Annotated in this window: 18 protein-coding genes and 3 pseudogenes; 6 read left to right on the top strand and 15 right to left on the bottom strand. The window is 44.7% G+C overall.

Going from position 1 to position 25,548, the window contains the following annotated elements; genetic code table 11:
* The first annotated feature begins 18 nt into the window (after positions 1-18).
* Positions 19-1,812 (top strand): recombinase family protein, encoded by a 1,794-nt coding sequence (locus ACTQ1O_RS05405; protein ID WP_441486421.1) that lies wholly within the window; start codon positions 19-21, stop codon positions 1,810-1,812.
* Positions 1,791-3,377 (top strand): recombinase family protein, encoded by a 1,587-nt coding sequence (locus ACTQ1O_RS05400; protein ID WP_441486420.1) that lies wholly within the window; start codon positions 1,791-1,793, stop codon positions 3,375-3,377. The genes ACTQ1O_RS05405 and ACTQ1O_RS05400 overlap by 22 nt, the downstream gene beginning before the upstream one ends.
* Positions 3,378-3,470: 93 nt before the next feature.
* Here ACTQ1O_RS05400 and ACTQ1O_RS05395 read toward each other — a convergent pair whose 3' ends face one another.
* From ACTQ1O_RS05395 to ACTQ1O_RS05355, 9 genes and pseudogenes are all read right to left on the bottom strand, one after another.
* Entirely contained in the window at positions 3,471-3,707 is a 237-nt protein-coding gene (locus ACTQ1O_RS05395; protein WP_441486419.1) for a cytochrome C, read from the bottom strand.
* A 13-nt stretch (positions 3,708-3,720) separates the two neighbouring features.
* Complete coding sequence (locus ACTQ1O_RS05390) at positions 3,721-3,882, bottom strand: hypothetical protein (protein ID WP_441486418.1); 162 nt, start codon at positions 3,880-3,882, stop codon at positions 3,721-3,723.
* A 47-nt stretch (positions 3,883-3,929) separates the two neighbouring features.
* Entirely contained in the window at positions 3,930-4,394 is a 465-nt protein-coding gene (locus ACTQ1O_RS05385; RefSeq protein ID WP_441486417.1) for a hypothetical protein, read from the bottom strand.
* A gap of 181 nt (positions 4,395-4,575) precedes the next feature.
* Positions 4,576-4,902, bottom strand: coding sequence for an N-6 DNA methylase (locus tag ACTQ1O_RS05380; protein ID WP_441486416.1), 327 nt, complete (start codon positions 4,900-4,902; stop codon positions 4,576-4,578).
* Entirely contained in the window at positions 4,890-5,168 is a 279-nt protein-coding gene (locus ACTQ1O_RS05375) for a hypothetical protein (RefSeq protein WP_441486415.1), read from the bottom strand. Before ACTQ1O_RS05375 ends, ACTQ1O_RS05380 begins: the two co-directional genes overlap by 13 nt.
* A gap of 690 nt (positions 5,169-5,858) precedes the next feature.
* Positions 5,859-6,071, bottom strand: coding sequence for a rubredoxin (rd, locus tag ACTQ1O_RS05370; RefSeq protein ID WP_441486464.1), 213 nt, complete (start codon positions 6,069-6,071; stop codon positions 5,859-5,861).
* Positions 6,069-7,250: pseudogene (locus ACTQ1O_RS05365) on the bottom strand (flavodoxin domain-containing protein); the annotation flags it as partial. The pseudogene ACTQ1O_RS05365 and the gene rd, both read right to left, overlap by 3 nt.
* A complete protein-coding gene (locus ACTQ1O_RS05360) occupies positions 7,204-7,383 on the bottom strand; it encodes a hypothetical protein (protein ID WP_441486414.1) in 180 nt (59 codons plus the stop codon). The gene ACTQ1O_RS05360 and the pseudogene ACTQ1O_RS05365, both read right to left, overlap by 47 nt.
* Positions 7,384-7,520: 137 nt before the next feature.
* Positions 7,521-7,706, bottom strand: a pseudogene (locus ACTQ1O_RS05355) (phage tail tape measure protein); the annotation flags it as partial.
* A 56-nt stretch (positions 7,707-7,762) separates the two neighbouring features.
* Here ACTQ1O_RS05355 and ACTQ1O_RS05350 point away from each other — a divergent pair.
* Positions 7,763-7,987, top strand: coding sequence for an AAA family ATPase (locus ACTQ1O_RS05350; RefSeq protein WP_441474028.1), 225 nt, complete (start codon positions 7,763-7,765; stop codon positions 7,985-7,987).
* On the opposite strand, the gene ACTQ1O_RS05345 is transcribed toward ACTQ1O_RS05350, so the two are convergent.
* The 4 genes from ACTQ1O_RS05345 to ACTQ1O_RS05330 all read right to left on the bottom strand — a co-directional run bounded on the left by ACTQ1O_RS05345 (position 7,956) and on the right by ACTQ1O_RS05330 (position 16,607).
* On the bottom strand, positions 7,956-8,873 hold the full coding sequence (locus tag ACTQ1O_RS05345) for an AraC family transcriptional regulator (protein WP_441474029.1): 918 nt from the start codon (positions 8,871-8,873) through the stop codon (positions 7,956-7,958). The genes ACTQ1O_RS05350 and ACTQ1O_RS05345 overlap by 32 nt on opposite strands.
* A gap of 769 nt (positions 8,874-9,642) precedes the next feature.
* A complete protein-coding gene (locus ACTQ1O_RS05340) occupies positions 9,643-11,043 on the bottom strand; it encodes an MFS transporter (protein ID WP_441486413.1) in 1,401 nt (466 codons plus the stop codon).
* 99 nt (positions 11,044-11,142) lie between these two features.
* Positions 11,143-13,890: a family 78 glycoside hydrolase catalytic domain gene (locus ACTQ1O_RS05335; protein ID WP_441486412.1), complete on the bottom strand. Its 2,748-nt coding sequence runs from the start codon at positions 13,888-13,890 to the stop codon at positions 11,143-11,145.
* Between the two features lie 77 nt (positions 13,891-13,967).
* Entirely contained in the window at positions 13,968-16,607 is a 2,640-nt protein-coding gene (locus tag ACTQ1O_RS05330) for a glycoside hydrolase family 3 C-terminal domain-containing protein (protein ID WP_441486411.1), read from the bottom strand.
* 225 nt (positions 16,608-16,832) lie between these two features.
* On the opposite strand from ACTQ1O_RS05330, the gene ACTQ1O_RS05325 reads away from it, so the two are divergent.
* Entirely contained in the window at positions 16,833-18,032 is a 1,200-nt protein-coding gene (locus ACTQ1O_RS05325) for a helix-turn-helix domain-containing protein (RefSeq protein WP_441474033.1), read from the top strand.
* Between the two features lie 21 nt (positions 18,033-18,053).
* Here ACTQ1O_RS05325 and ACTQ1O_RS05320 read toward each other — a convergent pair whose 3' ends face one another.
* Both ACTQ1O_RS05320 and ACTQ1O_RS05315 read right to left on the bottom strand, forming a co-directional pair.
* Positions 18,054-20,531, bottom strand: coding sequence for a glycoside hydrolase family 2 protein (locus ACTQ1O_RS05320; protein ID WP_441486410.1), 2,478 nt, complete (start codon positions 20,529-20,531; stop codon positions 18,054-18,056).
* 175 nt (positions 20,532-20,706) lie between these two features.
* Positions 20,707-23,004, bottom strand: a complete 2,298-nt coding sequence (locus ACTQ1O_RS05315; protein ID WP_117943785.1) for a glycoside hydrolase family 3 C-terminal domain-containing protein — start codon at positions 23,002-23,004, stop codon at positions 20,707-20,709.
* Between the two features lie 540 nt (positions 23,005-23,544).
* Between ACTQ1O_RS05315 and ACTQ1O_RS05310 the strand changes: the two genes are divergently transcribed.
* Entirely contained in the window at positions 23,545-24,360 is an 816-nt protein-coding gene (locus ACTQ1O_RS05310) for an alpha/beta fold hydrolase (RefSeq protein WP_117943784.1), read from the top strand.
* 271 nt (positions 24,361-24,631) lie between these two features.
* Positions 24,632-25,479 (top strand): annotated as a pseudogene (locus tag ACTQ1O_RS05305) (recombinase family protein); the annotation flags it as partial.
* Positions 25,480-25,548 lie beyond the last annotated feature (69 nt).

Here is a 25,548-nt window from a genome sequence, read left to right as displayed (position 1 = left end):
CGGAAAGGAGCTGATTTCATGAAGAAAATTACAGAAATCAAAAAGATGAAACCGGTCCTGCCGGAACGGAAAAAGGTCGCGGCTTACTGCCGTGTGTCCATGGAAACCGAGCGGCTGCACCATTCCCTCTCGGCGCAGGTATCCCGTTACAGCGAACTGATCCAGTCTAATCCTAAGTGGGAATTTGCCGGGATCTACGCTGACGAAGGCATCAGCGGAACCAACACTGAGAAACGTCCGGAGTTCATGCGGCTGATTGCTGACTGCGATGCCGGAAAGATCGACATTGTTCTTACCAAGAGCATCAGCCGATTTGCCAGAAACACCGTTGACCTTCTTAAAACAGTCCGGCACCTGAAAGACATCGGCGTTGAGGTCAGGTTTGAAAAAGAAAACATCCGCTCCCTCTCCGGTGACGGCGAGGTGATGCTTACGCTCCTCGCTTCTTTTGCGCAGGAAGAAAGCGTCAGCATCAGCAACAATGTGAAATGGGGAATCCGCAAACGCATGCAGGAAGGCCTGCCAAACGCCAGCGGTCATTTCCAGATCTACGGCTATCAATGGGATGGAGACAAATTAGTCCCCGTCCCTGAGGAAGCGGAAATTGTAAAACGGATCTTTCAGAACTTTCTCGATGGAAAATCACGACTAGAGACTGAGCGGGAATTCGCGGCGGAAGGTATAAAGACCAGATCCGGTGCGAGATGGGAAGACTCCAATATAAAAAAGATACTGGAGAACATCACTTACACAGGCAACCTGCTCTTTCAGAAAGAATTCATCTCGGATCCCATCAATAAACACCGCAGGAAAAACCGTGGTGAGCTTCCGCAATACTTCGTTGAGAATACCCATGAAGCAATCATCGACTACGACACATGGAAATACGTGCAGGACGAAATGCTCCGACGCAGGGAACTTGGTGCTCTGGCAAACAAGAGCTTGAACACCTGCTGCTTCACTGGGAAGATCAAGTGTCCTTACTGCGGAGTCAGCTACATGCACAACCGCCGCACGAAGAAAGGTCACCCACAGGAATACTGGAACTGCGGCAGCAAGAAGAAAAAACAGGTTCCCGGCAAGAAGTGTCCAGTCGGCGGCACAATCAGTCAGAAAGCTCTTGAAAAAGCCTGCTGTGAAGTGCTTGGACTATCTGAATTTGACGAGACCGTATTTCTTGAAAAGGTCGACCATATCGAAGTGCCGGAGAAATACACGCTCCACTTCTTCTTAAAAGATGGAACGGAGGTCACCCGTCCTGCACCAAATACCGGCCATCAGGATTGCTGGACATCGGAATACCGTGCATTGACTTCAAAAAAACGTCGTGAGCAACCGCATGCGAAGGGAACGACAGAGCTTTCCGGCAAAATCAAATGCGCTGCCTGCGGCTGCAATTTCCGCCGATGCACACAGCCTGCTTCCAATCCGAACAAGCCGAAAATGCACTACTGGCGCTGCTCAGATCACAGCAAAGGCTGCATAACTGTTGGATTACGCGAGGACGTCCTGAAGAAGCAGATCGCCGAGATCATGGGAATTTCTGAATATGATGCGGCCGCTTTCAGAAAGCAGATCCAGGTGATCTATGTGAAAGACAAAGATCTTCTGGAATTTCACTTTAAAGACGGACGAGTTGAAACTACGCACTACGTTCCTCCGGAAAAGGCCTTCACGCCTCGCAGCGAAGTGTCCAGAGAATACATGAGGCAGCTTATGAAGGAGAGATGGACTCCAGAATATAAAGCTCAGATGAGCAGGAAGATGAAAAAGATAAGGAGTGAGAAGTTTTGGAACAACAACGGAAAGTAAAAACCATACCGGCAACCCTGAAGCCCTTCACCTCCTCTCCCATTGGCGAGAACAGGAAGCGCCGCGTTGCCGCTTACGCCCGGGTCTCCACCGACCACGACGAACAGTTCACAAGCTATGAGGCCCAGATCGATTACTACACAAAATACATCAAAGCAAGAAACGACTGGGAGTTCGTCAAAGTCTACACCGATGAAGGCATTACCGGCACAAGCACAAAGCACCGCGAGGGATTCAAGCAAATGGTAGCCGATGCGCTGGACGGAAAGATCGATCTTATCGTCACAAAGTCTGTCAGCCGGTTTGCCCGGAACACAGTTGATTCCCTCACTACCATCCGTGAACTGAAGGAGCATAGCGTCGAGTGCTATTTCGAGAAGGAAAACATCTGGACCTTTGACGGCAAGGGAGAACTGCTGATCACAATCATGTCCTCGCTGGCGCAGGAAGAATCCAGAAGCATTTCCGAGAACTGCACCTGGGGTCAGAGAAAACGTTTTGCTGACGGCAAGGTTACTGTTCCATTCAAACGATTCCTTGGCTATGACCGAGGGCCTAACGGCGAGTTGGTAGTCAATGAAGAACAGGCCAAACTTGTAAAGCAGATCTACCGAATGTTTATGAAAGGCACAACGCCTTACGGAATTGCCACTAAGCTCACGGAGGAGAATATTCCATCGCCAAGCGGCAAGCAGAAATGGCATGCCGGAACGGTAAAGGCCATCCTATCCAATGAAAAATACAAGGGTGACGCACTCTTGCAGAAGTCCTTCACCGTTGACTTCCTGACTAAGAAAACAAAAATCAATGAAGGTGAGGTCCCGCAGTACTATGTTGAAAAGGACCACGAAGCAATCATCGATCCGGAGATCTTCGATCAGGTCCAGGATGAACTGAAGCGCCGCTGCCCCGGCAGAAACCGCTACAGTGGCGTTCATGTTTTCTCCGGTAAGGTAAAATGCGGACAGTGCGGAAGCTGGTACGGCTCTAAGGTCTGGCATTCCAACGACAAATACCGCCGGACGATCTGGCAGTGTAATCATAAGTATGATGGCGGCGAGAAATGCAAAACGCCAGTCCTCACGGATGATGAACTCAAGGAAAAATACATCTCAGCGGTCAACAAGCTGTTCGCCGACAAGAAATCGATTCTGGCAGATTATAATGAGATCCTCGCAGGACCGCTTTACAATACTTCCGGACTGGAACGAAAAAGGACAGAATATGAAGACGAAATGAGTGCCGCAGCTGAACTGGTGCAGAAGGAAATCAAGAAGAACGCGCTGGAACCGCAGGATCAGGCAGAATACCAGAAACGGTATGACGCTCTGACGGAACGCTTCAATACAGCGAAAAAGAATCTCGCTGACACCGAGGCGGAAATCAGCAGAAAAGAACTCGCCCGCTCTTCTATCCGGCAGTTTCTTGACACCCTTCAGAAACAGACTGACCTTGTGACAGAATTCAATGCGACTCAGTTTCAGAGCCTCGTTGATTTCATCACGGTTTACAGCAAAGATGACATCCGGGTAACCTTCAAGAACGGGATGGAAATCAAAGCCTGAAACCAAATATCAATAAAACAAAATACGCCACCTACGACAAAACCGGAGGTGACGTTTTTTATTCGTTCTGCAGCAATTCACTTATTCTTTTCGTCAGACTTCACTATTGTCTGCTTCTGGATCTACATCTTGTCCGGGATGCATACTGACAGCACCCTTGGCCTGTAAATTTGCAAGATTCTCAAGCATAATCTTTCCGATCTCAGTCGGATCATAATTGCATGCGGAACAGATGAGCCGCAACCCATCCGGCGTAAGTATACGGCCATGTTCCTTGTCATCCAGCAACTTCTGATATTCTTCATATTGCTTATTTGTAATCTTCTTCATTGCTTCGCTTCCTTTAACAATGTGCAACTGCCTTGATAGCATAAACAGCAACTACTGCTGCCGGAATGCTCATCAAGGCAACAGCAGCTGGCCAGCCAGTAAGACTAACATTTACAGTTGAATGCTTTGCTAATTCCGGTGCTCCCAATGTTAAGTTTTCAATCCCATTTTCCATGTTGCTATCCTTTCTCCGCTACTTATTTGTGGTTGCAATATTTTTTTTCATTCTCCTGCATCGTTTAGAATGGATAGGATCTTACTGATGTAATCCATTGCTTCTTCATCTGAACGCTCGAGAAGTTTTGCTACCCTTCTTATCACTTCCAGCCGATCAACAGTAGACATCTCTTGTGTTTTTACTTCAGGTGACGGGATTTCCGTGTACACCAAAAGGCGATTTCCAACTAAGTGATTGTTATATCTTCCATTGCAGTTTTTAGTGAGATATGCAGAAACACCTCTTAAGTGATTCCCGATCGCAAAACTGGAAACCATATCTACAGGAACCCTCACCTCCAGGACGACATTGTTTCCGATTAGCATTGGAACTTCCAATTGAACATTGTATCTGGAATACAAATTGAGTGATGCGCTTTCTGTCGCATCGCGCAGGTCCCGTAAACAGTCTGCAGCCTTGATTCTTGAGTCAGCGAATTCTATCTGTATGAACTTAGATGCCATCTTCATATTTGAGAGCCCCTTTTGTATCTACATTTGGTGTTACTTGTATCTGTATCTCCAATATATCACTCATATTTCTAGTTGTAAATACTTTCGACGTAATTTGTAAAAATATAAAGCACAAAAAAATCGGGTCATAACCCGATGTCTACATTTGCACCCTAATTTTTGACCTTGCACCCTTTTTTCACGCACACATTCTGTAAGCGTTAAATTGTATCATTTTCGGTTGAATGTTTTCAAGAAGAACACCACTCTTTGGTTCAAGGATATTTACAATCATTTTTACCAGAGACTTAGGTGTGAAGAATACTCCATCATCAGATGCAATATTCTTTGCAAACTTATTTAAGAAGTACTCATAGATACGTCCAATAACGTCTCCTCCTACTTCATCCAATGCATTATTATTAAAGATTCTAAGAAGCTCTCCAAGAATCTCATCAGAAAAATCTGTATAACTCTTAGGCAGTACACCGGTAAGCTGATCGCTCTGCTGTTCTACAAGCTCCATGGCATTATTAACCACTTCGCCAAGACTTCCATAGTCTGTCCGGATACATTTACCAGTCCCATAGATGCAACATTCTCAGGGAGATTGACCAAATAATCAAACTGAGCCATCTCAGGAAGGAACAGTGCGCTCTTAGCTGTGAAGTCACTGGCTTCCACTGGCATCTTTCGGCCGTTTCTAACTGGTCTATCCTTCAGAATTTCTTCTTCGACCATTTTATATCTGCTATATGCGTATCTAAGGAACAACAGTCCCAATACAGGCATACAATACTGATTTGATGTAAGCTTAGATCATGCTCTCAGAAGATCTGCAGACTCCCACAGGTCTGCTTCCAACTTCTTAATACTTGCGTTATCCATTTATCTATATCCTCCAGGATTATTTACTATTTATTCTGTTCTAATTTTCTAGCTTTACGTGGATCAATCGGTTTCTCTGTTCCTTCCGGTATGAACCACATTCTGCCTCTCTGGATGGCTCCTTCGATTCTGCCTTCTTTGCAATATATCGCTACCCATCTCTGAGATACATTCCACTTCTCTGCGCATTCTGCTGAAGTCAAATATTCCATAGTGTTTTCCTCCAAAAATGTGTAAAAAACGCCTCTTTAATTATATTCTATTGAGCGAATACTTTCAATTAATTTCTTCTCGGAAGCGAACACTTTTTCAATTACGTCATAAGCCATTTCAATTTAGTCATTTCCCCCTCCAAATGACTAAATTGAATTCCCAAATGACCAAAGATCTCGCTATCGCGACGCTCGCCGCACACGAATACTTCGCATTCGGCTGCGGCTCACTGTTCGCGTAAAAAAGCCGGGTGGCGTTCATTCCGACGATCCAGTCGGCACGCTCCCGGCAAAGGGCTGCTTCATATAAGTTGTCATAAGCGGTTCCGGGTTTCAAATCCCGGAAACCTTCCCGGATGGCCGCGTCCTCCATGCTGCATATTTAACCCATTTTCTCGAACATGTCTTTGCTCACACCGCAGATCGGGCAGCACCAGTCATCAGGCAGATCCTCAAATGCAGTTCCGGGTGCGATGCCACTGTCAGGATCACCCTTCTCCGGATCATAAATATAACCACAGGGACCGCACTGATATTTGGCCGGCTTGCCATCGCTGCTGTCCGTTGTCTCCGCAGTCTCCTCCTGCTTACCGATCAGCGATGTAACAAGGGCGGGAATCCCGGCAAAATCACTGTCTTCCGGGTTCCACTGGCAACGGATGTTTTCTTCTATAACTTCGAAGCCTGCTTCAGCCAGCTTCGCCTGCAGGAGTTTTACGCTCTCGCCGCTCCAACCATAACAGCCAAACGCAGCAGCTTTCTTGTTCTTGAACTTGAGCTGCTTCAGAAATTCCAGCCAGCCCGCAACAGAGGACAGGTAACTGTTCGACACCGTGGGCGAACCAACCGCGATGGCTCGGGATTTGAATACTTCGGTCATGACCTCATTTTTGTCTGCCTTGGCAATATTGAAAACCTTCACGACGGTTTCCGGACTCTGACGGTGGATCTCCTCCGCGATCTTATGCGCGATCTTCATGGTACCCTCCCACATAGTATCATAAGCAATAGTGACCTGGTCCTCCTGATACGCATCTGCCCACGCGGCATACTTCTCAACGATTTGCAGCGGATTTTCACGCCAGATCGCGCCATGGGAAGGTGCGATCATATCAAAGGTCAGATTAAAACCGGTGATCTCCGCCAGCTTCTTCGTCAGGATCGGTGCAAACGGATTGAGAATGTTGGCGAAATACTTCATGGCTTCTTTGTTCAGCAGGCACTGATCCGCCTTGTCGTTGAACAGTTCTTCTACGGCATAGTGCTGTCCAAAGGCATCATTAGAGAACAGGATGTTGTCTCCTGTCATGAAGGTCGCCATGGAATCCGGCCAATGAAGCATGCGCATCTCTACAAAGACGAGCTTCTTGCCGTTACCAATATCCACGCTGTCGCCGGTTTTTACCACATGGAAGTTCCAGCCGCGCTTACCATACTGTCCCTCAATGCTTTTAACGGCATTTGCAGTGCAGTAGATGGGCGTGTCCGGGATCTCATCCATGAGAGCCGTCAAAGAACCGGAGTGGTCACACTCGCCATGATTTGCCACAATGAAATCGATCTTATGAAGGTCGATCTCTTTCTTCAGATTGTCCACAAAATCAAAACGGTGAGGCGTCCATACAGTATCGATCAGGACCGTCTTTTCCTCTTCAATCAAGTAAGCGTTCTGGCTGGAGCCGTTCATGATGGAATAGTCATCCCCATGGGAGCTTTCCAGTTCCCAGTCAATATAGCCGACCCAACTGACATTTCCTTTTACATGTTTTCTCATGTTTCTCCTCCTCAAAATCACTTTTCTTTCCGTTCTTTCTTACATCGTTCAATACTACCGCAGCGATATTGCCAAGCTTTTCATCGATCAGCGGCATGTTGGTCAGTGCCGCAGCCATTGCATTTTTCCTCATTTATATGGATGATCTTTCGTATCATTCTGACATCCTCCTCTCGCCTTCCGATACAAGTATAGCGCTGTAATATCATTTTTTCTGTATCTAAAGATACACCACAAAAGATTATTTTGCGTATAATAAAAAAAAGCAAAGAGGATATTCTGCTTCTGCGCCAGAAGATCGGCATTCCCCGGATCCATTTTGAGCAACTTGTTCACATCCTGGAGACTGCTCTGTGTGTCCCTGATCTGCTTATCGACCTTTTTCAAAGCCGTGGTGAGTTTTGTGGTATCGCCGTCTATTTCTATTGTGATTTCTTTAATACGAGAGCCAGCCATACGACGCTCACCTCCTTAAAAATGGCAAAAAGAAAGACATCTCCGAAGAGATGCCTTTGAAAAATCAAATGTGTTTCAGCAAGCTGTTTGCCGCGCTCCCTGTTATCCTGATGGCCCTGAAGGAGGGGCGTCTGGGGATCGTTGATGAGCTTGATGCCAAGCTCCATCCGAAGCTTCTCCGCAATGTCATCCGGCTCTTCACAACCCCGGCAGATCCCCCCGGAACGATGGTCCATCATCTGATTGCCGTCAGGAAGATTTCCTGTATCTGGAAGGTGTGAGCTGGTAGGTTTTTTTGAATGCTTTTGTAAAGTAATCGACTGAGGTGTACCCCACCATCTCGGAGATGTCCGCAATGCTGTAGCGTGTGTTTTTCAGAAGGTCTGTTGCCTTTTTCATTCGTATGTTCATCAGAAGCTCACTAAAGTTCATGTTCATTTTCTCTTTAAACATGCGGCTCAGGTAGCTTTCGTTGTAGTTAAAGAAGCGGGACAGGAATTCCAGGCTTACCGTGTCGTAATGTTTCTGTGTGTATTCCAGTATCATCAGGAACTGGCTCTGGCCTGACATAAATTCGTCCCGGGTGAAATAGGTGGCTGTGCTGCTGTATTCGCGAAGAAGGAGGAAGAACATCTCCTGTATCAGGCAGTTGGCTATTGCTCCGGAATACCGTGCAGAGCTGTGTGCTTCGAGGATGATGTCCTGAATCAGCTTTGAAAACAGTTCATCTTCCGGAGAAATGTGAAAACGCAGGCTATGGCGGTTGTTCTTATTATATAGAATATTTTTGAAGTATCTTGCGAGAAGATCATCCATGGCCAATACATTTCCGAAGATCGTATCGAATGTTGACATGCGTACCATAATCCCGATGACGATGCTCTCCTCATCATCCACTGTCAGGTTATGGAGCATCTCGGGAGGAATGATGCAGAGTTCATTTTCCTTCAGGATATAGGTGTTATCCTCTGTCTGCAGCCCGGCGCATCCGCTGTATACATAATCAATTTCAAGATGATCATGACGATGCAGTCTGTCATCCACAAACGGCAGATGGCAGACTGCTTCCACATCTTTTCCTTCCGGAATGATATGCTCCTCGGAGATGACATTTTTTTGCGGATTGTTCAGGATGAAGTCTGCTTCCACAAGAGTGGAATCAATCATCCCGATGAATTCGGTTCGCCCCTGGAAGTGGTTCGTCCTCTCAAACGGTATCGGTCTTGCATATTAAGACGTTTTTTTCGTATATTTCTGTCTTTTTATTATCATTTTCAGCCGGAAATCCGGAGCGTTTTTCTGATTTTGAATTATTTTGTTATCATACTGTTATCACAACTTCTTTGGTGAACACTCAATAAAAACAAATTTAGGATTGCATATACACTCACAGGTTGTTATGATCGTTCTATGGGTGCTACCTACACGGTAGGCGGTTAGTCCTTCTACGGAGGGACTGTGGTCTACACTCCGTTACGGTCGGTGCTAAACGAGTGCCACCGGCACTCAGCACCCCTCCGATTACATAGAAATCCCCAGCTCGGCTGACGGAAATCTTGCTAAAGGAGGGGATGCCAATGTTGACGCTTGAAGGTCTGATTGCTGTTATTAGCCTATACTTGACAGCTTTCAGTCTCGGATACACAATAGGAAGCAATAAGACACAAAAATAGCCGCCCCAGTCTGCTAAACTAAGCGGCAATTTTTGCTATATTCACACTCAATACACTGAATAAAATCCGTTACTGTTGAATCTCTTATTTACTGATAAAACTTGATTTTTCTTCTTTGAACCTTTAATATTCATTGTAGATACCTCTTGTATTCGTTAGATTTTACCAACTTGCCGGTCAGTAATAATCTAATTTTACTTGAGGTATTTTTTTGTCAATCTCTTGACCTATTTAAATTATACAGGAAGCTTTTTGGCGTTTTTTTAGGCATTCTGTGCTTTTCTTTTTGCAATTTCTTCTTTCATCGCAGGAAGTGTTTTTTCCAGATCAAACTTGCTTACAAGAATAAACATAATAACAAATATCACTAACGGTGTTACAATAGTGAATCCGTAAATTGCCATTTTTGTAGCTGCCGGCGCTGCAGTCAGTGCAGCATCATAGCCGACTGCCGCAAGGAACCAGCCGATAATAGATGTTCCGAGCCCGCTTCCCACTTTACCGCCAAAGCTGGATGCACTGTTGGAGGTTGCTACCATTCTTACACCATATTTATATTCATTATAATCAATTGACATTGCCGTCATAACTCCAACCAGACACATCATCGGAATGGTTGCAAATGTTGTAATACTTCCGAATAATGCGTAGCAGAAAAAGATGTCTTTTGTGAAGAGAAGCAGTATATTTGCTCCTGCACCCATTGCAAAGCTCACCAGCAGCGTTTTCACAACACCAAGTTTCTTAATCATCGGTCCTACAAATATGAATCCTAACAGGGTCGGAATCATTCCGATTCCTCCGAGAACGCCGACCAGGTTGTCATTGCCGAAAATCCATTTACAGTAATATACTCCCGCACCCGCTGTAAGACCATATATAATGCATGAGAGCAGATTCACCACAAGAACAATCACCCAGTATTTGTTGTGGAACAGCTTTCCAAGCGCTTCCTTAAACGGAATCACTTCTTCATCCTCTTCTTTCGCTTCTACTACCGCTCCTGCCTCTGTTGCTGTCTCACGGCTTGTTGCATAACAAATCAAGGCTGCCAGTATTACAATAATTCCCATGATAAAGCCAAATTTAATCCATGCGTTTTGGTTTCCGCCCAGTGCATTCGTAATCGGAATCATACAGATTGCAAATATCATACCTGCCACATAACCGGTCGCCGCTCTCCATGTTCCCATGATGCCTCGTTCTTCCTGGCTGTTCGTACGAACGGTCATAAGCGAGTTATAAGGGATTGCCATTGCCGTATATAATACTGCTGTCAGAAGAATGTTCGTTATTGTCACGTAAATAATCTGTCCCATATCTCCTATTTTCGGCACCGTAAACATCAGAACCATTACAATACCTGCCGGAATTCCCGCTTTCAAAAGCCACGGACGATATTTTTCTTTTCCCGGTTTTGTATGGTCAATGATATTTCCCATAATCAGGTCTGTAAATGCGTCAATAATCTTACAGACAATAAACATTGTTGCAATCGCCCCGGCAGCCATACCAACCTTATCCGTATAGAAGTATGTAAGCTGTCCTACCAGTGTGGACATCGCATTCAATGCGAACTGTCCCATAGCATCTCCGAAGTAATCCTTCACGCGCATTACTTTCTGAACACCGAATTTGTCCTTTCCTAATGGTTTTTTACTCATTGTGTTCCTCCTTCATTTCGTATCACATTTTTTCTTGATATCCTGTAAGCTTAAAATATCACATTCCTAATTGTACGTATTTTAATTTTAGCTTATTTTTTATAATTTTGAATTTGCAGCGTTCAGCGCATCAATGACTGCCAGATACATTGGCTTTGCCTGCGCATCCTGCATAAGCAGATCGGATATGGTCATGGACAATGCAAACTTAATCAGCGGGTCTTCCAGCATTCCCGGCACCATTTCTTCAAACATACTGCGGCCAAGTTCTTCGGCGACCAACTCTCCGAGTGTTGACTCCAACGAATATTTCTCGAATTTCAGATTGGTATCCGTCTTGTACTCGTAATGATATCTGCCGGAACCAACCGTAAATTCCGCTTCTTTCTCCGGAAGCTGGATAACTGCCGTTGTATTCGCCGGAATCTGCACGTCCACGCAGATTTTTCCTTCTCTGCAGCTCCATGCACTTACGATTGTTCCATATATGGATTCATAAGTTGCGGACACCTCTGTCATTCCCTTTGTCAGCGTCGGCTGAATCCGTATTTTCTTATATCCCGGTTCCATACAGCGTATTCCTGCAACTTTTTCGTACAGCCAGCTTCCAATCGAACCGTACGCATAATGGTTCAGGGAGTTCATACCTGATTCGTCAAAATCCCCATTTGGCAGAATGGAATTCCAACGCTCCCAGATTGTCGTTGCGCCTTTCTTTACTGCATAGAGCCAGCCCGGAAAATCCTCTTTCATAAAGATTTCATCCGCCAACCCGTGAAGACCGTTTTCTGACAAACAATGACACAGATACGGTGTACCCACAAAACCTGTCGTCAGATGATTATGGTGTGCCCCGATATTTAACTCCAATGTCTCCAAAATCCGATTACGAAATTCCGGTTTTATCAAGTCAAAGTACAGCATCAGCACACAGGCTGTCTGTGTCTCACTGACCATTCGTCCGCTTCTTGTCACGTATTCCACATGAATGGCTTCTACTATTTTTTCATATAAGTCACCGTATGCTTTTGCTTCCTCTGCATACCCCAATGCATCCGCAGCATCCCGCACAATCCTGGTCGAATATGCGTAATAAGCATTTGCCACCAGATATTTGTCCGTTCCGCCTGTCCGGTCGGTGCTTCCGGATTCTATGTCCAGCGCCAGCCAGTCTCCATACTGGAATCCACTCTGCCACAATCCGTTTTTCGAGACTCTCGCATGTATATAATCCACCCAGTTCTTCATCATCGGGAATTGCTCCGCAAGCATCTCTTTATCCCCGTAAACCTTATAAATCGTCCACGGAATGATTGTCGCAGCATCGCTCCATGCCGCTGCTCCCGCCTGATTTCCGAGAATATTCGGAACAACATGAGGTACGCCCCACTCCGGAGTGGTCTCTGCTGCCATATCCCGCAGCCATTTTCGGAAAAATAATGCCGTGTGGAAATTATAGGAGGCTGTGCCACAGAATACCTGTGCATCTCCGGTCCAGCCCAACCGTTCATCTCTCTGTGGGCAGTCTGTCGGAACATCGAGGAAGTTGCCTCTCTGTCCCCACTGTATATTACTCTGCAGTTGGTTAACCAACGTGTTGTCGGATGTGAATGTTCCTGTCGGCTGCATGTCTGTGTGCATTGCACATGCCGTAAAATCCGATGCCTCTGTTTCCGTTCCTGCGCCTTCCACACAAATATAACGGAATCCGTGGAAAGTGAAGTGCGGCATCACAAGCATTCCCACCTGCTTTTCTCCGTATACGAATGTATCTGTACATCTTGCCGTCCGCAGATTCTCTGTATAGAAGTTTCCATCTTTATCCAGTGTTTCTGCATATCGAATAACTAATCTGTCTCCCATAAGTTTTGGAAGTCGTATTTCTACCAGTCCTGCCATATTCTGTCCGAAATCAAACACCAATTCTCCTTTTGGAGTCACGATCCTTTCCTTTACATCAAACCGTTTCGTTACCCGGACCGGCTCGGATTCCTGCGCCACAATCTGCCCGATATCATCCGTATGTTCAAACAGAACTGCCTTTCCCACCTGCCTTCTTTCTTTTGTATAATCCTGTATCTCACCGTGATAAATCTCGGAAAACAGAATTTCTCCTGTTTCCACATGCCAGTCCGTATCAGTGCCGATGCAGATAGTTTCCCCGTCTTCGTACTCGATACGCACCATTGCCAGCAAAGCCGTTCTGTCGCCGTAAATATTCGGTCTTGCATCAAACCCGAGTTCTCCCTTATACCACCCGTTTCCTACAGTAACCGTAATCTCATTATCTTTTTCCAGGAGTTCCGTAATATCATAAGTCTGATACTGCAGTCGGTGATGATAAGATGTCCAGCCCGGAGCCATGAACAAGTCTCCTGTTTTCCTTCCGTTAATAAATGCCTCATATACACCACAGGCAGTCGCATACAGCCTTGCTCTCTTCACCGGTCTGTCCAGAGAAAAGCTGCGGACAAATACCGGACATGCAGTCTCTTCAGCCGGAAGTGTATGGGTAATCCATTTTGCATTCCAGTTTTCTTCTCTCATCAAACCGGTTTCAAAGTTTCCTGTCACCTGTCCCAGCTCTCCGTAATTATCCCATACACTGACCTGCACCTGATAAACAGTCATCTCTTTCAATGCAGCACCCTTATATGGCACCAGAACGGATTGGTCGCTTTTCACCCGGCCGCTGTCCCACATAAGCCGGCCTCCGCTGACAACCTGAATCTGGTAGTTTGTCTGCACAACATCCTGCTTTTCACTCTCCAACTTCCATGAGAAACGTGGTTTCTCATCGATTCCTATCGGATTTTTTCTGTATTCTATTGTCAAATCACGAATCATATGCATTTCCTCTCTCTTTTTGTTTTTCTGATTCTTTCTATTCTATGAAAATTTGTAACTGTGAGGGTACTGAACAGTTACGAAAATTTTGCCATTGTACGAATCAGAGCGGTAACATTCTCCTGAAGTCTTGCCATGTCTATGGTACCGTTCTCCAATCCTTTCTTTATCTGACCGGTATATGTATCATCATTAGAGCCCGGCGTAATCCAGCAGTTTCCCGCCTGTACCATTGCTGCCACATCTACACTGTCATAGGTTGTCCAATCCGTCATTACAAAACCGGCAAACCCATTTTCTTCTCTGAGAAGCCCCTGTAGAAGTTCTTCATCCGCTGCTGTCGGGCAGCCGTTTACCGCATTATACGCCGTCATAAAGCTGGCTGGCATATGAACATCCATCGCATATTCAAAAGTTCGGAAATAAATTTCCCGGATTGCACGTTCGGAAATCAGACTCTGATTTCGCTTTCTGGAAGATTCACAGTTGTTCCCGATAAAATGTTTATAGCAGCTTCCGATCCCGGCTCCTTCCAATCCTTTTGCATAAAATCCGGCCATGACACCGGACAAATACGGATCTTCCGAAAAATATTCCGGCTGTCGTCCATTTAGCGGATTTCTGTGAATATTAAATGCTGGTGCAAGAACCAGCGGCATGCCCAATGCCTTCGCTTCTTCCCCGATTACACACCCGATTGCTTCCGATAATTCTTTATTGAACGAAGCACAGATTGTAACGCCTGACGGCATTCCAATATTTTTGATGTTCAGATTGACTCCGCTGTTTCCATCGCTCACCGGAAAGTCCGGCAAATCATATCCTTCTGTCTGAAATACACGACCTGCCTCACCGATACCTTCCATTCCCCACCCTGCCGAGGCACAGATGCTGATGCGGGCAAGTTCCTCCGGTGACATCTGTGCCACAAACTCAGCCGCACGTGACGGATTTTTTCTTACAGCATCAAATGTTACCTTCTCTTCCGGTTTCTCCATATCAAACTTTGCAGGATAATGTTTCCTCTTCTCATAAGGCAAAAATGTCAACTTATTTTTGACCACTCCGGAATGCGCTCCTGTCGGCCATGTATCATCCGGATTTGTTTTGGATAATCTTGTAAATTTGTAATCGCAGCAAAGCAGATTGGTTACCTGTTTGATTATTCTTGTTTCTTCTTCGTCGAATCCGCCGCATTCCGCTGCTTCAATACTGTTTCCCACATAAATACGGTAATATCCTTTTGATAAAATATACGCCGCTTTTTCTTCCGAATATGAAGTCAATACTTTCACCGGAACATGAACAGGAATCTTCTGTTCCTCTCCCGGAAGCAGTTCCTTTGTTTTTTCAAAGAATACCAGTTCTTTTTCCGGCTGCTCCAGTTCTGATTCCGGTTTGCCTACATAAACCTGAACAACTTCTTTTCCGGCTTTTTCCCCGACATTCTTCACATATACATCCAGTTCCAGTACTTCCCCGTCAAATCGAATATTCTCCTGCCTGATACAAAACTCTGTATAACTTAATCCGTAGCCAAACGGATACGCCACTTTTTTCCTGAATGTTGTAAAATAACGATATCCCACATAAATGTCTTCCTCGTAACAAGTATCCACATATATATTTTCATCTGCTGTCAGACGTGTTTTATCTACACAGTCATAGAAATTTTTCGACGACGGAATATCAAAATAATCCTTTGCCCATGTATCCGGCAGCTTCCCTGACGGATTTACAGCCCCGATCAGGATATCCGAAAGTGCCGGTCCTGCAAGCATTCCACCAAATCCCGAATATATAAGTCCTGCAACTGCATACTTTTCTGCAAATGTCACATCAATCGGATATCCGACATTTAAAACCACAATTGTCTTTGCAAATGTATCCGTTACTTTTGCAATAAGTGCTTCTTCAGCCTCGCTCAGATAGTATTCCCCTTTCGCCGTGGAAGCATCCTGGTTTTCTCCTGCTGCACGTGTCAGGAACACGATTGCCGTATCGGACAATTTCTTTGCACGCATCAACATCTCGTCCTCCGGTATCTCATCCCTGTCACAGCCGTAAAATTCAACCAGTTCTTCATTCAGTGAATAAGCTTCTCCTTCCCTGACAGCCTCCACAAAATTAACACTGTAGCGAGGATTGATTTTGCCTGCCCCCACTGCTCCGATACGAAATTCGTGAATACCTCTGCCAAACAGATTCAATACCGTTCCCTTCTTCAGTGGAAGAACTTCCGCCTCATTTTTCAAAAGAACGATTCCCTCCCTGGCGGCTTCCAGTGCAATCTGTTCATGTGCTGCATCTTCCGGCTTCGGTTTCACTTTTTTCACACCTCTGACCGTAAAATCCTGCGGATTCATCTCATTCCCATCCATGTCCACAAAACCTTCCACGTGAAGTTGATATTCCCGACCGTACTCTGTCACAAGTCCCCGAAGCGGAATTCCAAGCACCCACATATTTCCCATAACTTCCATATATTGGTTGATACAGCCGGATACCACCCTGCTATCTAAGGTGACGGTTCCCTGAATATCCGGATTCATCGGCTTTGCCCACATCATAAGCAGACAGCCGGATAGTCGACGATCCAGCATAAAATACAATCCGTCAATATCATGAAAATCGTACTCCAGCGGTCCCATTTCAAAAAGCAATGGTTTATCTTCTTTTCCTGTCGGAAGCTGTTCCCAAAAATCTTCCATTCCCATGTTGAGTTCTCCTTTTAAATACTTTCATTGAGTTATCGTAACTGTTCAGTACCCTCACAGTTACGAGTTATCTATAAAATATCAAACCATATAATTTTTGTATTACAATATTGATTACAATATTTCAATTTTGTCCTTGTTTTTATAAATAGAACACCTTATAATTAGTATTACATCCATTTCAAAGAGAGTTTAAAAGTACGGTTTTACCTGGAGGAGTCTTCCATGATTACTGATTTAAAGGCATTTTGTGAATTATTTTATGCATCAACCTCCATACCGATTGGCTATTACCACGCTTCACCCGACAATGACTGTTCCTTTCCTTCGATTTTGGAAGATCCGTCTGTTTTTAAAGGCATCCTGTCCGGTTTCCGACATTTCACAAAAAACCCGGACTATTTTATCTCGCAGTCCTTCGGCTATTATGGTTATATAAAGCCGGAGCATGCTGATTGCGTAATCATCATTGGCCCTGTATTCAGCACACCTATTTCAGATCTTACACTTCGCACTTTCATGCAGGAATGGGCAATCAGTCAGGAACACAAACCGGATATACTCCAATTTCTGGTCAATATTCCTCAGATTTCCTTTAACCAGTTTCTCCAGACACTTGCCTGGCTTCACCTGTGTTTCAACGATGAATATATTTCTGTTGGACAGCATTTTAATCTGGAAAACATAAGCAGCATCAGCGAGTTTTCCAATGTACATTCCAATCAGGTGATGAATGCAAAGGAAGAACAGCATTTTCATAATACCTACCAGTTTGAACAGAAACTTCTGCAGTATATTCAAAATGGAGACGTCGAAAAAATGAAAACATTGTTAAACACCCCCTCCGAATTATCGGGTGGTCTTATGGCTGACAACTCCCTCCGGCAGGAAAAGAATGTTTTCATTACAACTGTTGCAATTGTTACAAGAAGTGCCATTGCCGGAGGAATGGATATGGAACAGGCTTACCAGCTTGCCGATGTATATATCCGTGAATGTGAAAAGCTGCAGAATATTTCCCACATTGAAACCTTGTCTTATTCTATGCTGATTGATTTTACGGAACGGGTTTCGCAAAATAAAATTCCTCAGGGAATGTCTCTGGAAATATTTGAGTGTATTCAGTTTATTACTCACCACATCAACGAATCCATTCAGGTTGGCGATGTAGCTGAGCATATCGGAAGAAGCCGCTCTTATTTGACAAACAAGTTCAAAAAAGAGCTCGGCTTCGATGTCTGCAGCTTCATTATGCGGTGTAAGCTGGAAGAGGCAAAAAGTCTCCTGACATATTCGGATAAGACATTAAGCGAAATCAGTAACTATCTTTGTTTTTCCAGTCAGTCTTACTTTCAGACTGTATTTAAGAAAAAATATGGTCTGACTCCGACACAGTATCGGAATCAGACCCACAAAATCTACTAATATACCAGGCGGGGCATCTTTCTATTTGATGTTCAGAACGAGTTTTTCTTCTGCAAAATTTACCGCTGAAATGGTTACGACTGCCTTCCCCGAACATTTTGCAGCCCGGATTACTGCCATTACACTGCCGTCATAGGTATTCCATGTATGAGACTGGTAACTTCCTTCGCAGCTCGGGTCTGCACTTCCGAATCCCTGCAATGCAGCACATCCCTCTACTTTAATTGTAACTGTTGCACTTTCCCGACGATTGAAATTTCCTGCTGCGTCTTCCAGTCTGATTTTTACGAAAGTAAGACTTTCTCCGTCAGCAGGAAGTTCATTCCGGTCGGCTTCAACCTTAAGCTTCACCGCTTTCCCTGCTGTCTGTAAGACAGCCCGGCCTGCCTCCACTCCGTTCAGATAACTGACTGCCTCTAGCTTTCCCGGATGATAAGGTACCTCATACGTCACAACATATACTCCGCCAATCGACTTTCGTCCCAGACTTTCCCCATTCAAGAACAGTTCTGCCTCATCTGCATTGGCATAAACATCCACACTTGCTGTTTCCCCTTCATATCCCGGCCATGTCCAGCTTGCAAGGTTATCCTTCCACATCCACGGTGTTTTTCCGACTTCAATTCCTGCCTTATCCATCCGAAGTACACCGATAGATGGTGCATGGCCAATTCCAAATACTGCCTGCCGTAGATAACTGATTGGTTTACGATCACCAAGAATATCAATGTCACCGATACCTGCCAGTCTGTCCGGCCAATGCGCTGAAAAATTCACTCCTCCATTATAATGGAATATACCGCATCCGGCCTCTCCCAGATAATCATATCCGGTCCATGTAAAGTCTCCTAACACATGTGGATTGCGCTTTACGATATCCCACAAATGAACAATGTCCGCCGGAAAAGTCTCTGTGCCAAGCACAACCCGATTCGGATGACGTATGTGATCTTCTTCATGTAATGCCGTCAGATAATTATATCCGGCAATGTCATTTGCCGCAGCAAATTCTCCTATCATTTCTTCCAGAATCGGACTGGTGGCAATCGCATCTGCCAGCGGTCCCACCATAACCTCAGCCATCCCATTGATTTCATCTGCGCCTCCACGCTTCTGCTCATCCGGCTGCTGCATCGCTTCAAGCTGCTCCGGAGTCATCCCTGTAGCCTGGCACATAATTTCGCCCATTCGGTCATTTCCTGCCATCAGACCATTGATTCCGTTCGTCGTATAGCGTGTGGCATCCAGCCGTTTCATTTCTGCATGAATCCTCCGATTCCATTCTGCCCCTTTTTGAGTGCCCGCCTCCGGAATCTCATTTCCGGTCGAGTACAAAATCACGCATGGATGATTATAGTCTTTTTCCACCATGTCCCACACATCCTGCTTCCAATGTGTCGGAAAATAATTTGCATAGTCATGGGGATTCTTTGTCCGAGTCCACATATCACTCAGTTCATCCATCACCAGCATCCCCAGTTTATCACAGGCTTCCAACATTGCCTTACTCATCGGATGATGTGCACTTCGAAGAGCGTTAAATCCGGCTTCCTTCATCTGGCGGCAGCGCCGATACTCCGCATCCGGAAATGTTGCCGCTCCGATAATCCCATTATCATGGTGAATACAGGTTCCCCTCAGTTTCGTTGGTTTACCGTTCACTAACAGCCCCTGTTTTGCATTCAGTCGAAGTGTACGGATTCCTGTTGAAATATTTACACTGTCTATTGGATTCTCATCCTCAGAAATTGTAATCCGGCAGGAGTATAGATTTGGTGTTTCATCACTCCACAATGCAGGATGTTCTACAAGCAAACGCTGACAGCACATCTGCGTGCTTTCTCCAAAAACAGTTACCGGTATGTGCTCTGCGGCTGCTTCCGCCCCATTCGGTCCGGTCAATGTAATTTCCACCTGTACTGTTTCGGAAACCATTCCCCGATTACAGATTGGAACCTCTACTTCCACGACTGCCGCCTCACAGTCAGCTTCTCTTGTTGTAACACGCACCCCCTGAGCAGGAATATGCACAGTCTTTCCCACCCATGCATACACAGGACGGTATAACCCCGCGCCACTATACCAGCGGCTGGACTGCTCTATACTGCATACTTCTACTTTCAGTTCATTTTCCTGTCCATACTTCAGATAACCGCTGACGTCTGCAAAAATGCCTGTATATGGATTCACATGCTCTGTTACAAGATCCCCGTTCATATAAATACGGCAGGTATCTGCAACACCTTCAAATTCCAAAACAACTGTACATCCCTTCCACGCTTCCGGAATCTCCCACTTTTTCATGTAAGTATATTCACCGCCCGGATAAAATCCTGTCTGATGTGCATTCGCAGTTGCCGGAGTTCTTTCCTGATAAATCATGGCATCATGGGGCAAATCAATATTTTCTATATTTCCTGCGTCTCCCATCATTAACTCCATCATTGTTATGGTTCCTTTGGCAAACTGCCAATTCTGGTTTAAAGATATTTTTTTCATACGGACCTCCCTAATGCAGCTTGTTCATTTTTTAAATATTCTAACAGTTGAAGAGTATTCCGTATTATAAATATAAGTTTATTATTATAATTTTGTAACACAATTTTTCAAAAAAACTCCGGGACAGAGGAAACTTGAATCCCCTGTCCCGGTATTTTTTTGTAGATCTGTATGTTTATTCTGCTGCGTTTAGCGCTGCAACAAGCTGGTTCAGTGCTTCCTTTGTCACTCCCGGTACAAAACTCAGCATCTGTCTGAGCGGCATGGCTTCCATCATTGCCGCCATCATCTCGTCATTGATCACTCCGGAATCATCCTGCATCTGTTCCTCTGTACTCTCGCCGTCCATTCCTTCCATTTCACCCATTGCCTGTTCCAATATGGCTTTTCCTTTCGGGTCTGCCATGATTTCTCCCATTGTGGAATTGAGGGTATACACTTTCGGCAGGACGGTTTCTGATTCTACCTGTACTTCCTCTGACAGAAGCACTTCCTGTGCATTCCGGCAAATCTGGATTTCATAGGCTCCGGTCTCCACATGCCAGTCATGGATTTCCGTATTCCAGTATGCATAGGCTCTGCTGTCAAGTTCAAAGGTGACGGTTTTTGTCTCACCCGGTGCAAGTTCTGTTTTTTCAAATGCTTTTAACTCCCGTACCGGGCGGATGATTGTTCCGCCCTTCGGCGCTACGTAAAGCTGTACGACTTCCTTTCCTGTACATGCGCCTGTATTTGTTACGTCTACGGATACCAGCAGTTTTTCACTTTCCTTAAACTCCTTTTTGTCCACCGTAAGATTGCCGTAAGAAAAGGTCGTATAAGACAATCCGTATCCGAACGGGAACAGGACTTCCATTTCTTTGGATGTGTAATAGCGGTATCCCACAAATACGCCCTCTGAATAAACCGATTTGTCATGTTCTCCGCCGTAATTCAAATAGCACGGCGTATCCTGTATCCGAAGTGGGAATGTTTCCGCCAATCGTCCGCTTGGATTTGCATTTCCGTAAAGCACATTGACCACTGCGCCGCCCACAGCCTGTCCGCCCAGGTAGGCTTCCAGCACGGCTTTTACTTTTCCGAGCCACGGCATTTCTATCGGAGCGCCGTTGTGAAGCACAACTATGGTGTTCGGCTGTGCTTCCGCCACCGCTTCAATCAGTGCGTTCTGGCAGTTCGGCATCCCAAGATGCTTCCGGTCATACCCTTCGGATTCAAAGCTGTCCGGCAGTCCGGCAAAGATTACCGCCACATCCGCATTAGCAGCAGCCTCTACGGCTTTTGCAGCCAATGCTTCATCCACTTTATCCTCAACATCATCAAAGCCTTTGGCAAATGTGATGTTTTCCTTTTTTACAGTTGCGAGAAATTCTACGGCGTCCATTGCAGATTCTGTTTTAAAGCTGTTGATGTGGGAACTTCCGCCGCCCTGATAGCGTGGTTCCTCGGCGTATTTGCCGATAAAAGCCACCTTTTTGTCTGCGGACAACGGGAGAAGCGCATCCTCATTTTTCAGAAGCACAATACACTCCTCTTCGATTTCCCGGGCTGTCTCATGGTCTTTTTCATGCTGAAATACCGCGTTTTTGTCTCTGTTTTCCTCATATTTGAAAATAACATTCAAATATTCTTCACAGGACTTGTCCAGTACAGATTCATCCAGTGTTCCGTCCTGTACTGCGGCAACAATTTCCACATCCGTAGCGCCTTCACAGGACGGCATTTCCAGATTGCAGCCTGCTTTCAGAGCTTCCACACGGTCATTCATCGCACCCCAGTCTGTCATTACATAGCCGTCAAATCCCCATTCCTTGCGGAGCACATCTGTGAGCATTTCTTTATTTTCACAAAGGTATGTGCCGTTCAGCTTGTTGTATGCGTTCATAATGGTCCACGGCTTTTCCTTCTTTACCATTCCTTCAAAAGAAGCAAGGTAAATTTCACGCATGGTGCGTTCATCCATTTCTGAAGAGCTTGTTAAGCGGTGATATTCCTGGTTATTTGCCATAAAATGCTTCGGACTTGTTCCGATATGTTTGCTCTGGACGCCGTGGACAAGCGCACCTGCCATTTCCGTTGACACAAGTGGGTCCTCTGAATAGTATTCAAAATTACGTCCGCACAGCGGGGAACGCTTAATGTTCATAGCCGGGCCTAAGATTGTGCTTACATTTTCTGCCTGACACTCTTCCCCCAGTGTTTCTCCAAGTTTTGTCACCAGCTCACGGTTAAAGCTGGATGCGGTTGCACATCCCGCTGGAAAGCAAACAGCCTGAATGCTGTCGTTGATTCCCAAATGGTCTGCTTTATCGTCCTGCTTGCGGAGTCCGTGAGGTCCGTCTGAGACCATTTCCGAAGGGATTCCGAGACGTTCCACTCCTTTTGTGTGCCAGAAATCAAGCCCGGAACACAAAGATGCTTTCTCCTCCAGAGTCATTCTGGAGACCAATTCTTTTATTTTTGCTGTTTCCATGTTTCATCCTCCTGCCAATCTTTCTCTTTTGGATAAAGATAGCATATATTTTTCTTTTCGTATTATAGTTTTGAGTTATTTATTGTAAAAATAGGTTTGCATTTCCTTTACTGAATGGTCACGGAATGCAGTACCACATCTCCTTTACAGGTTACTTTGATTTCATAGGTTCCCGGCTCTGCTTCCGTGTATATTCCAGGATTTCGGGTCGCATTTGGCATTATCAATAATTATCCCCTGATAAGTAAATGGCCCTAACGGACTTTTCGACGTTGCATAGGCAAGGCAGGTCAGTTTTTTATCCCGGTACACACACGGATATACATAATAATAAATGCCGTTTCGCTTCCGCATGGAGCTTCTGATGATAAGCGTGATTATGAACTGTATTTGCGGATAGGCTGGAGCCCTGACAACTGATATATTCATAGCATAATGATATGGACAGGACATTTATTTAGTCCCGTCCTTCTTATATGTTGTATCACGTTTTAATCAGTACTATAATAAAGAAAACTTGAATTTGAAAGAGTGTTTGCAATGAATGAAAAGATATATAAAACGCAAAGTGGATGTATTCATTATTGGATAAATCTGGGACAAGATCCAGAAAAAGCAACCTTGATTTTCCTTCCAGGTTTAACTGCCGACCATAGACTATTTGATAAACAAATTGAATTCTTTGAAGGCATATATAATGTTTTTGTATGGGATGCACCTGGTCATGCAAAATCCTGGCCGTTTGAATTTAATTTTTCTTTGTCGGATAAAGCGAAATGGCTTGATGATATTTTGAGCTTGGAAAACATTCGGTATCCAGTGATTATAGGACAATCCATGGGAGGTTATGTTGGTCAAGCGTATGCAGAATTATTTCCCAACAAGCTGAAAGGATTTATTTCTATTGATTCTGCTCCTTTACAAAGAAAATATGTAACAGGAATCGAGCTGTGGCTTCTGAAAAAAATGGAGCCAGTATATAGATACTATCCTTGGAAATCATTATTGAAAACGGGAACAAATGGTGTGGCTACATCCGAATATGGTAGAAAATTAATGCATGATATTATGATGATCTACGATGGTGACCAAAAAAGATATGCCAAAATCGCAGGTCATGGTTTTAGAATATTGGCAGAAGCAATGGAAACTAATCTTCCATACAGGATAAACTGTCCGGCTCAACTGATATGTGGAGAAAAAGATCATGCCGGTTCTTGTATTCGTTACAATAATGCATGGCATAAAAATACTGGAATTCCTATTGCATGGATTAAAAATGCAGGACATAATTCAAATACCGATGCACCGGAGGAAGTGAATTCGTTAATAGAAAAACTGATAAATAAGATATGATGAATCGTAGGAAAATCGCAGTTTGTCGTAAACATTTACATACTATTGTTTAGAAAAAAACAGTTCCGTTTATCCCCTCGAATTTCTCCTATAAGTGAAGGAACAATTTCTAACTTTATGACAGGGTTACATGCCCTGTCATTTTTATGGTCATTTTTAGAAAATCTGTTCCCGAATCACAAGATTATATAGCAGTGACCCTGTATGATAGAATAAATTCATCCATAGATGCCCGGTCACAGAGGTATTGCTACCTCGGAAAGGAGATTTTATGAAGAGACCGGACAACAACAAAATAACAGCACTTTACGAAAGACTGTCACGAGATGATGAACTGAATGGGGACAGCAACAGCATTGTAAACCAGAAGAAAATGCTTGAAAAGTATGCCAAAGAACAGGGGTTTACGAACCTTGCACACTATACCGACGATGGATATAGCGGTACTAACTTTGACAGACCGGATTGGAAGCGGTTGACTGCCGACATTGAAGAAGGAAAAATCGGATGTGTTATCGTCAAGGATATGAGTCGAATCGGCAGAAATTATCTGGAAGTAGGCTTTTATACGGAGGTTTTATTCCGAGAAAAAGGCGTCCGCTTTATTGCCATTTCCAATGGTGTTGACAGCACACATTCTGAATCCAATGAATTTGCACCATTCTTAAACATTATGAATGAATGGTATGTGCGTGATACCAGCAGAAAAATCAAGTCTGTACTTCGCAACAAGGGTATGGAAGGCAAACATCTGACTTCTAATGCCATCTACGGATACAAAAAAGACCCGGAAGATAACAACCACTGGCTTGTTGATGAAGAAGCCGCTGCTGTGGTAAGACGTATTTTCCAGTTAATTATTGAAGGGAATGGACCGATGCAGGTTGCCAGAATACTCACAAACGAAAAGGTTGAGCGTCCATCCTACTATCTTGCGAAGACAAGCATTCCCAATATACTAATCCGGAGGACTGGATGATATTCAGAGATACGCAGGAAGCTATTGTTGATGAAGACACCTGGTATGTGGTTCAGAAAATCAGAGAGACCAAGCACCGCCCAATAGCACAGGGCAAAGCAAATCCGTTAACCGGACTCATGTTTTGCGCAGATTGTGGTGGTGAATTTATAAAATTTATCGCAACGGTTTTTAAGTTTTTGCTTCTTGATTACTTAACGGCGGAAAAA

The sequence above is a fragment of the Bilifractor sp. LCP21S3_A7 genome (assembly GCF_052118825.1).
In the GTDB taxonomy this organism is placed as follows: Bacteria; Bacillota; Clostridia; order Lachnospirales; family Lachnospiraceae; genus Bilifractor.
Note: the sequence above shows the minus strand (reverse complement) of the source record. Positions and strands in the feature narration are given on the sequence as shown.

What these genes read in the sequence shown, in the direction of transcription:
- ACTQ1O_RS05405 (WP_441486421.1), top strand. Translation starts at nt 19, where the DNA reads ATGAAGAAAATTACAGAAATCAAAAAGATGAAACCGGTCCTGCCGGAA.
- ACTQ1O_RS05395 (WP_441486419.1), bottom strand. Translation starts at nt 3,707, where the DNA reads ATGAAGAAGATTACAAATAAGCAATATGAAGAATATCAGAAGTTGCTG.
- ACTQ1O_RS05390 (WP_441486418.1), bottom strand. Translation starts at nt 3,882, where the DNA reads ATGGAAAATGGGATTGAAAACTTAACATTGGGAGCACCGGAATTAGCA.
- ACTQ1O_RS05385 (WP_441486417.1), bottom strand. Translation starts at nt 4,394, where the DNA reads ATGAAGATGGCATCTAAGTTCATACAGATAGAATTCGCTGACTCAAGA.
- ACTQ1O_RS05380 (WP_441486416.1), bottom strand. Translation starts at nt 4,902, where the DNA reads ATGGAGCTTGTAGAACAGCAGAGCGATCAGCTTACCGGTGTACTGCCT.
- ACTQ1O_RS05375 (WP_441486415.1), bottom strand. Translation starts at nt 5,168, where the DNA reads ATGCCTGTATTGGGACTGTTGTTCCTTAGATACGCATATAGCAGATAT.
- ACTQ1O_RS05360 (WP_441486414.1), bottom strand. Translation starts at nt 7,383, where the DNA reads ATGAGGAAAAATGCAATGGCTGCGGCACTGACCAACATGCCGCTGATC.
- ACTQ1O_RS05345 (WP_441474029.1), bottom strand. Translation starts at nt 8,873, where the DNA reads ATGATTGATTCCACTCTTGTGGAAGCAGACTTCATCCTGAACAATCCG.
- ACTQ1O_RS05340 (WP_441486413.1), bottom strand. Translation starts at nt 11,043, where the DNA reads ATGAGTAAAAAACCATTAGGAAAGGACAAATTCGGTGTTCAGAAAGTA.
- ACTQ1O_RS05335 (WP_441486412.1), bottom strand. Translation starts at nt 13,890, where the DNA reads ATGATTCGTGATTTGACAATAGAATACAGAAAAAATCCGATAGGAATC.
- ACTQ1O_RS05330 (WP_441486411.1), bottom strand. Translation starts at nt 16,607, where the DNA reads ATGGGAATGGAAGATTTTTGGGAACAGCTTCCGACAGGAAAAGAAGAT.
- ACTQ1O_RS05325 (WP_441474033.1), top strand. Translation starts at nt 16,833, where the DNA reads ATGATTACTGATTTAAAGGCATTTTGTGAATTATTTTATGCATCAACC.
- ACTQ1O_RS05320 (WP_441486410.1), bottom strand. Translation starts at nt 20,531, where the DNA reads ATGAAAAAAATATCTTTAAACCAGAATTGGCAGTTTGCCAAAGGAACC.
- ACTQ1O_RS05315 (WP_117943785.1), bottom strand. Translation starts at nt 23,004, where the DNA reads ATGGAAACAGCAAAAATAAAAGAATTGGTCTCCAGAATGACTCTGGAG.
- ACTQ1O_RS05310 (WP_117943784.1), top strand. Translation starts at nt 23,545, where the DNA reads ATGAATGAAAAGATATATAAAACGCAAAGTGGATGTATTCATTATTGG.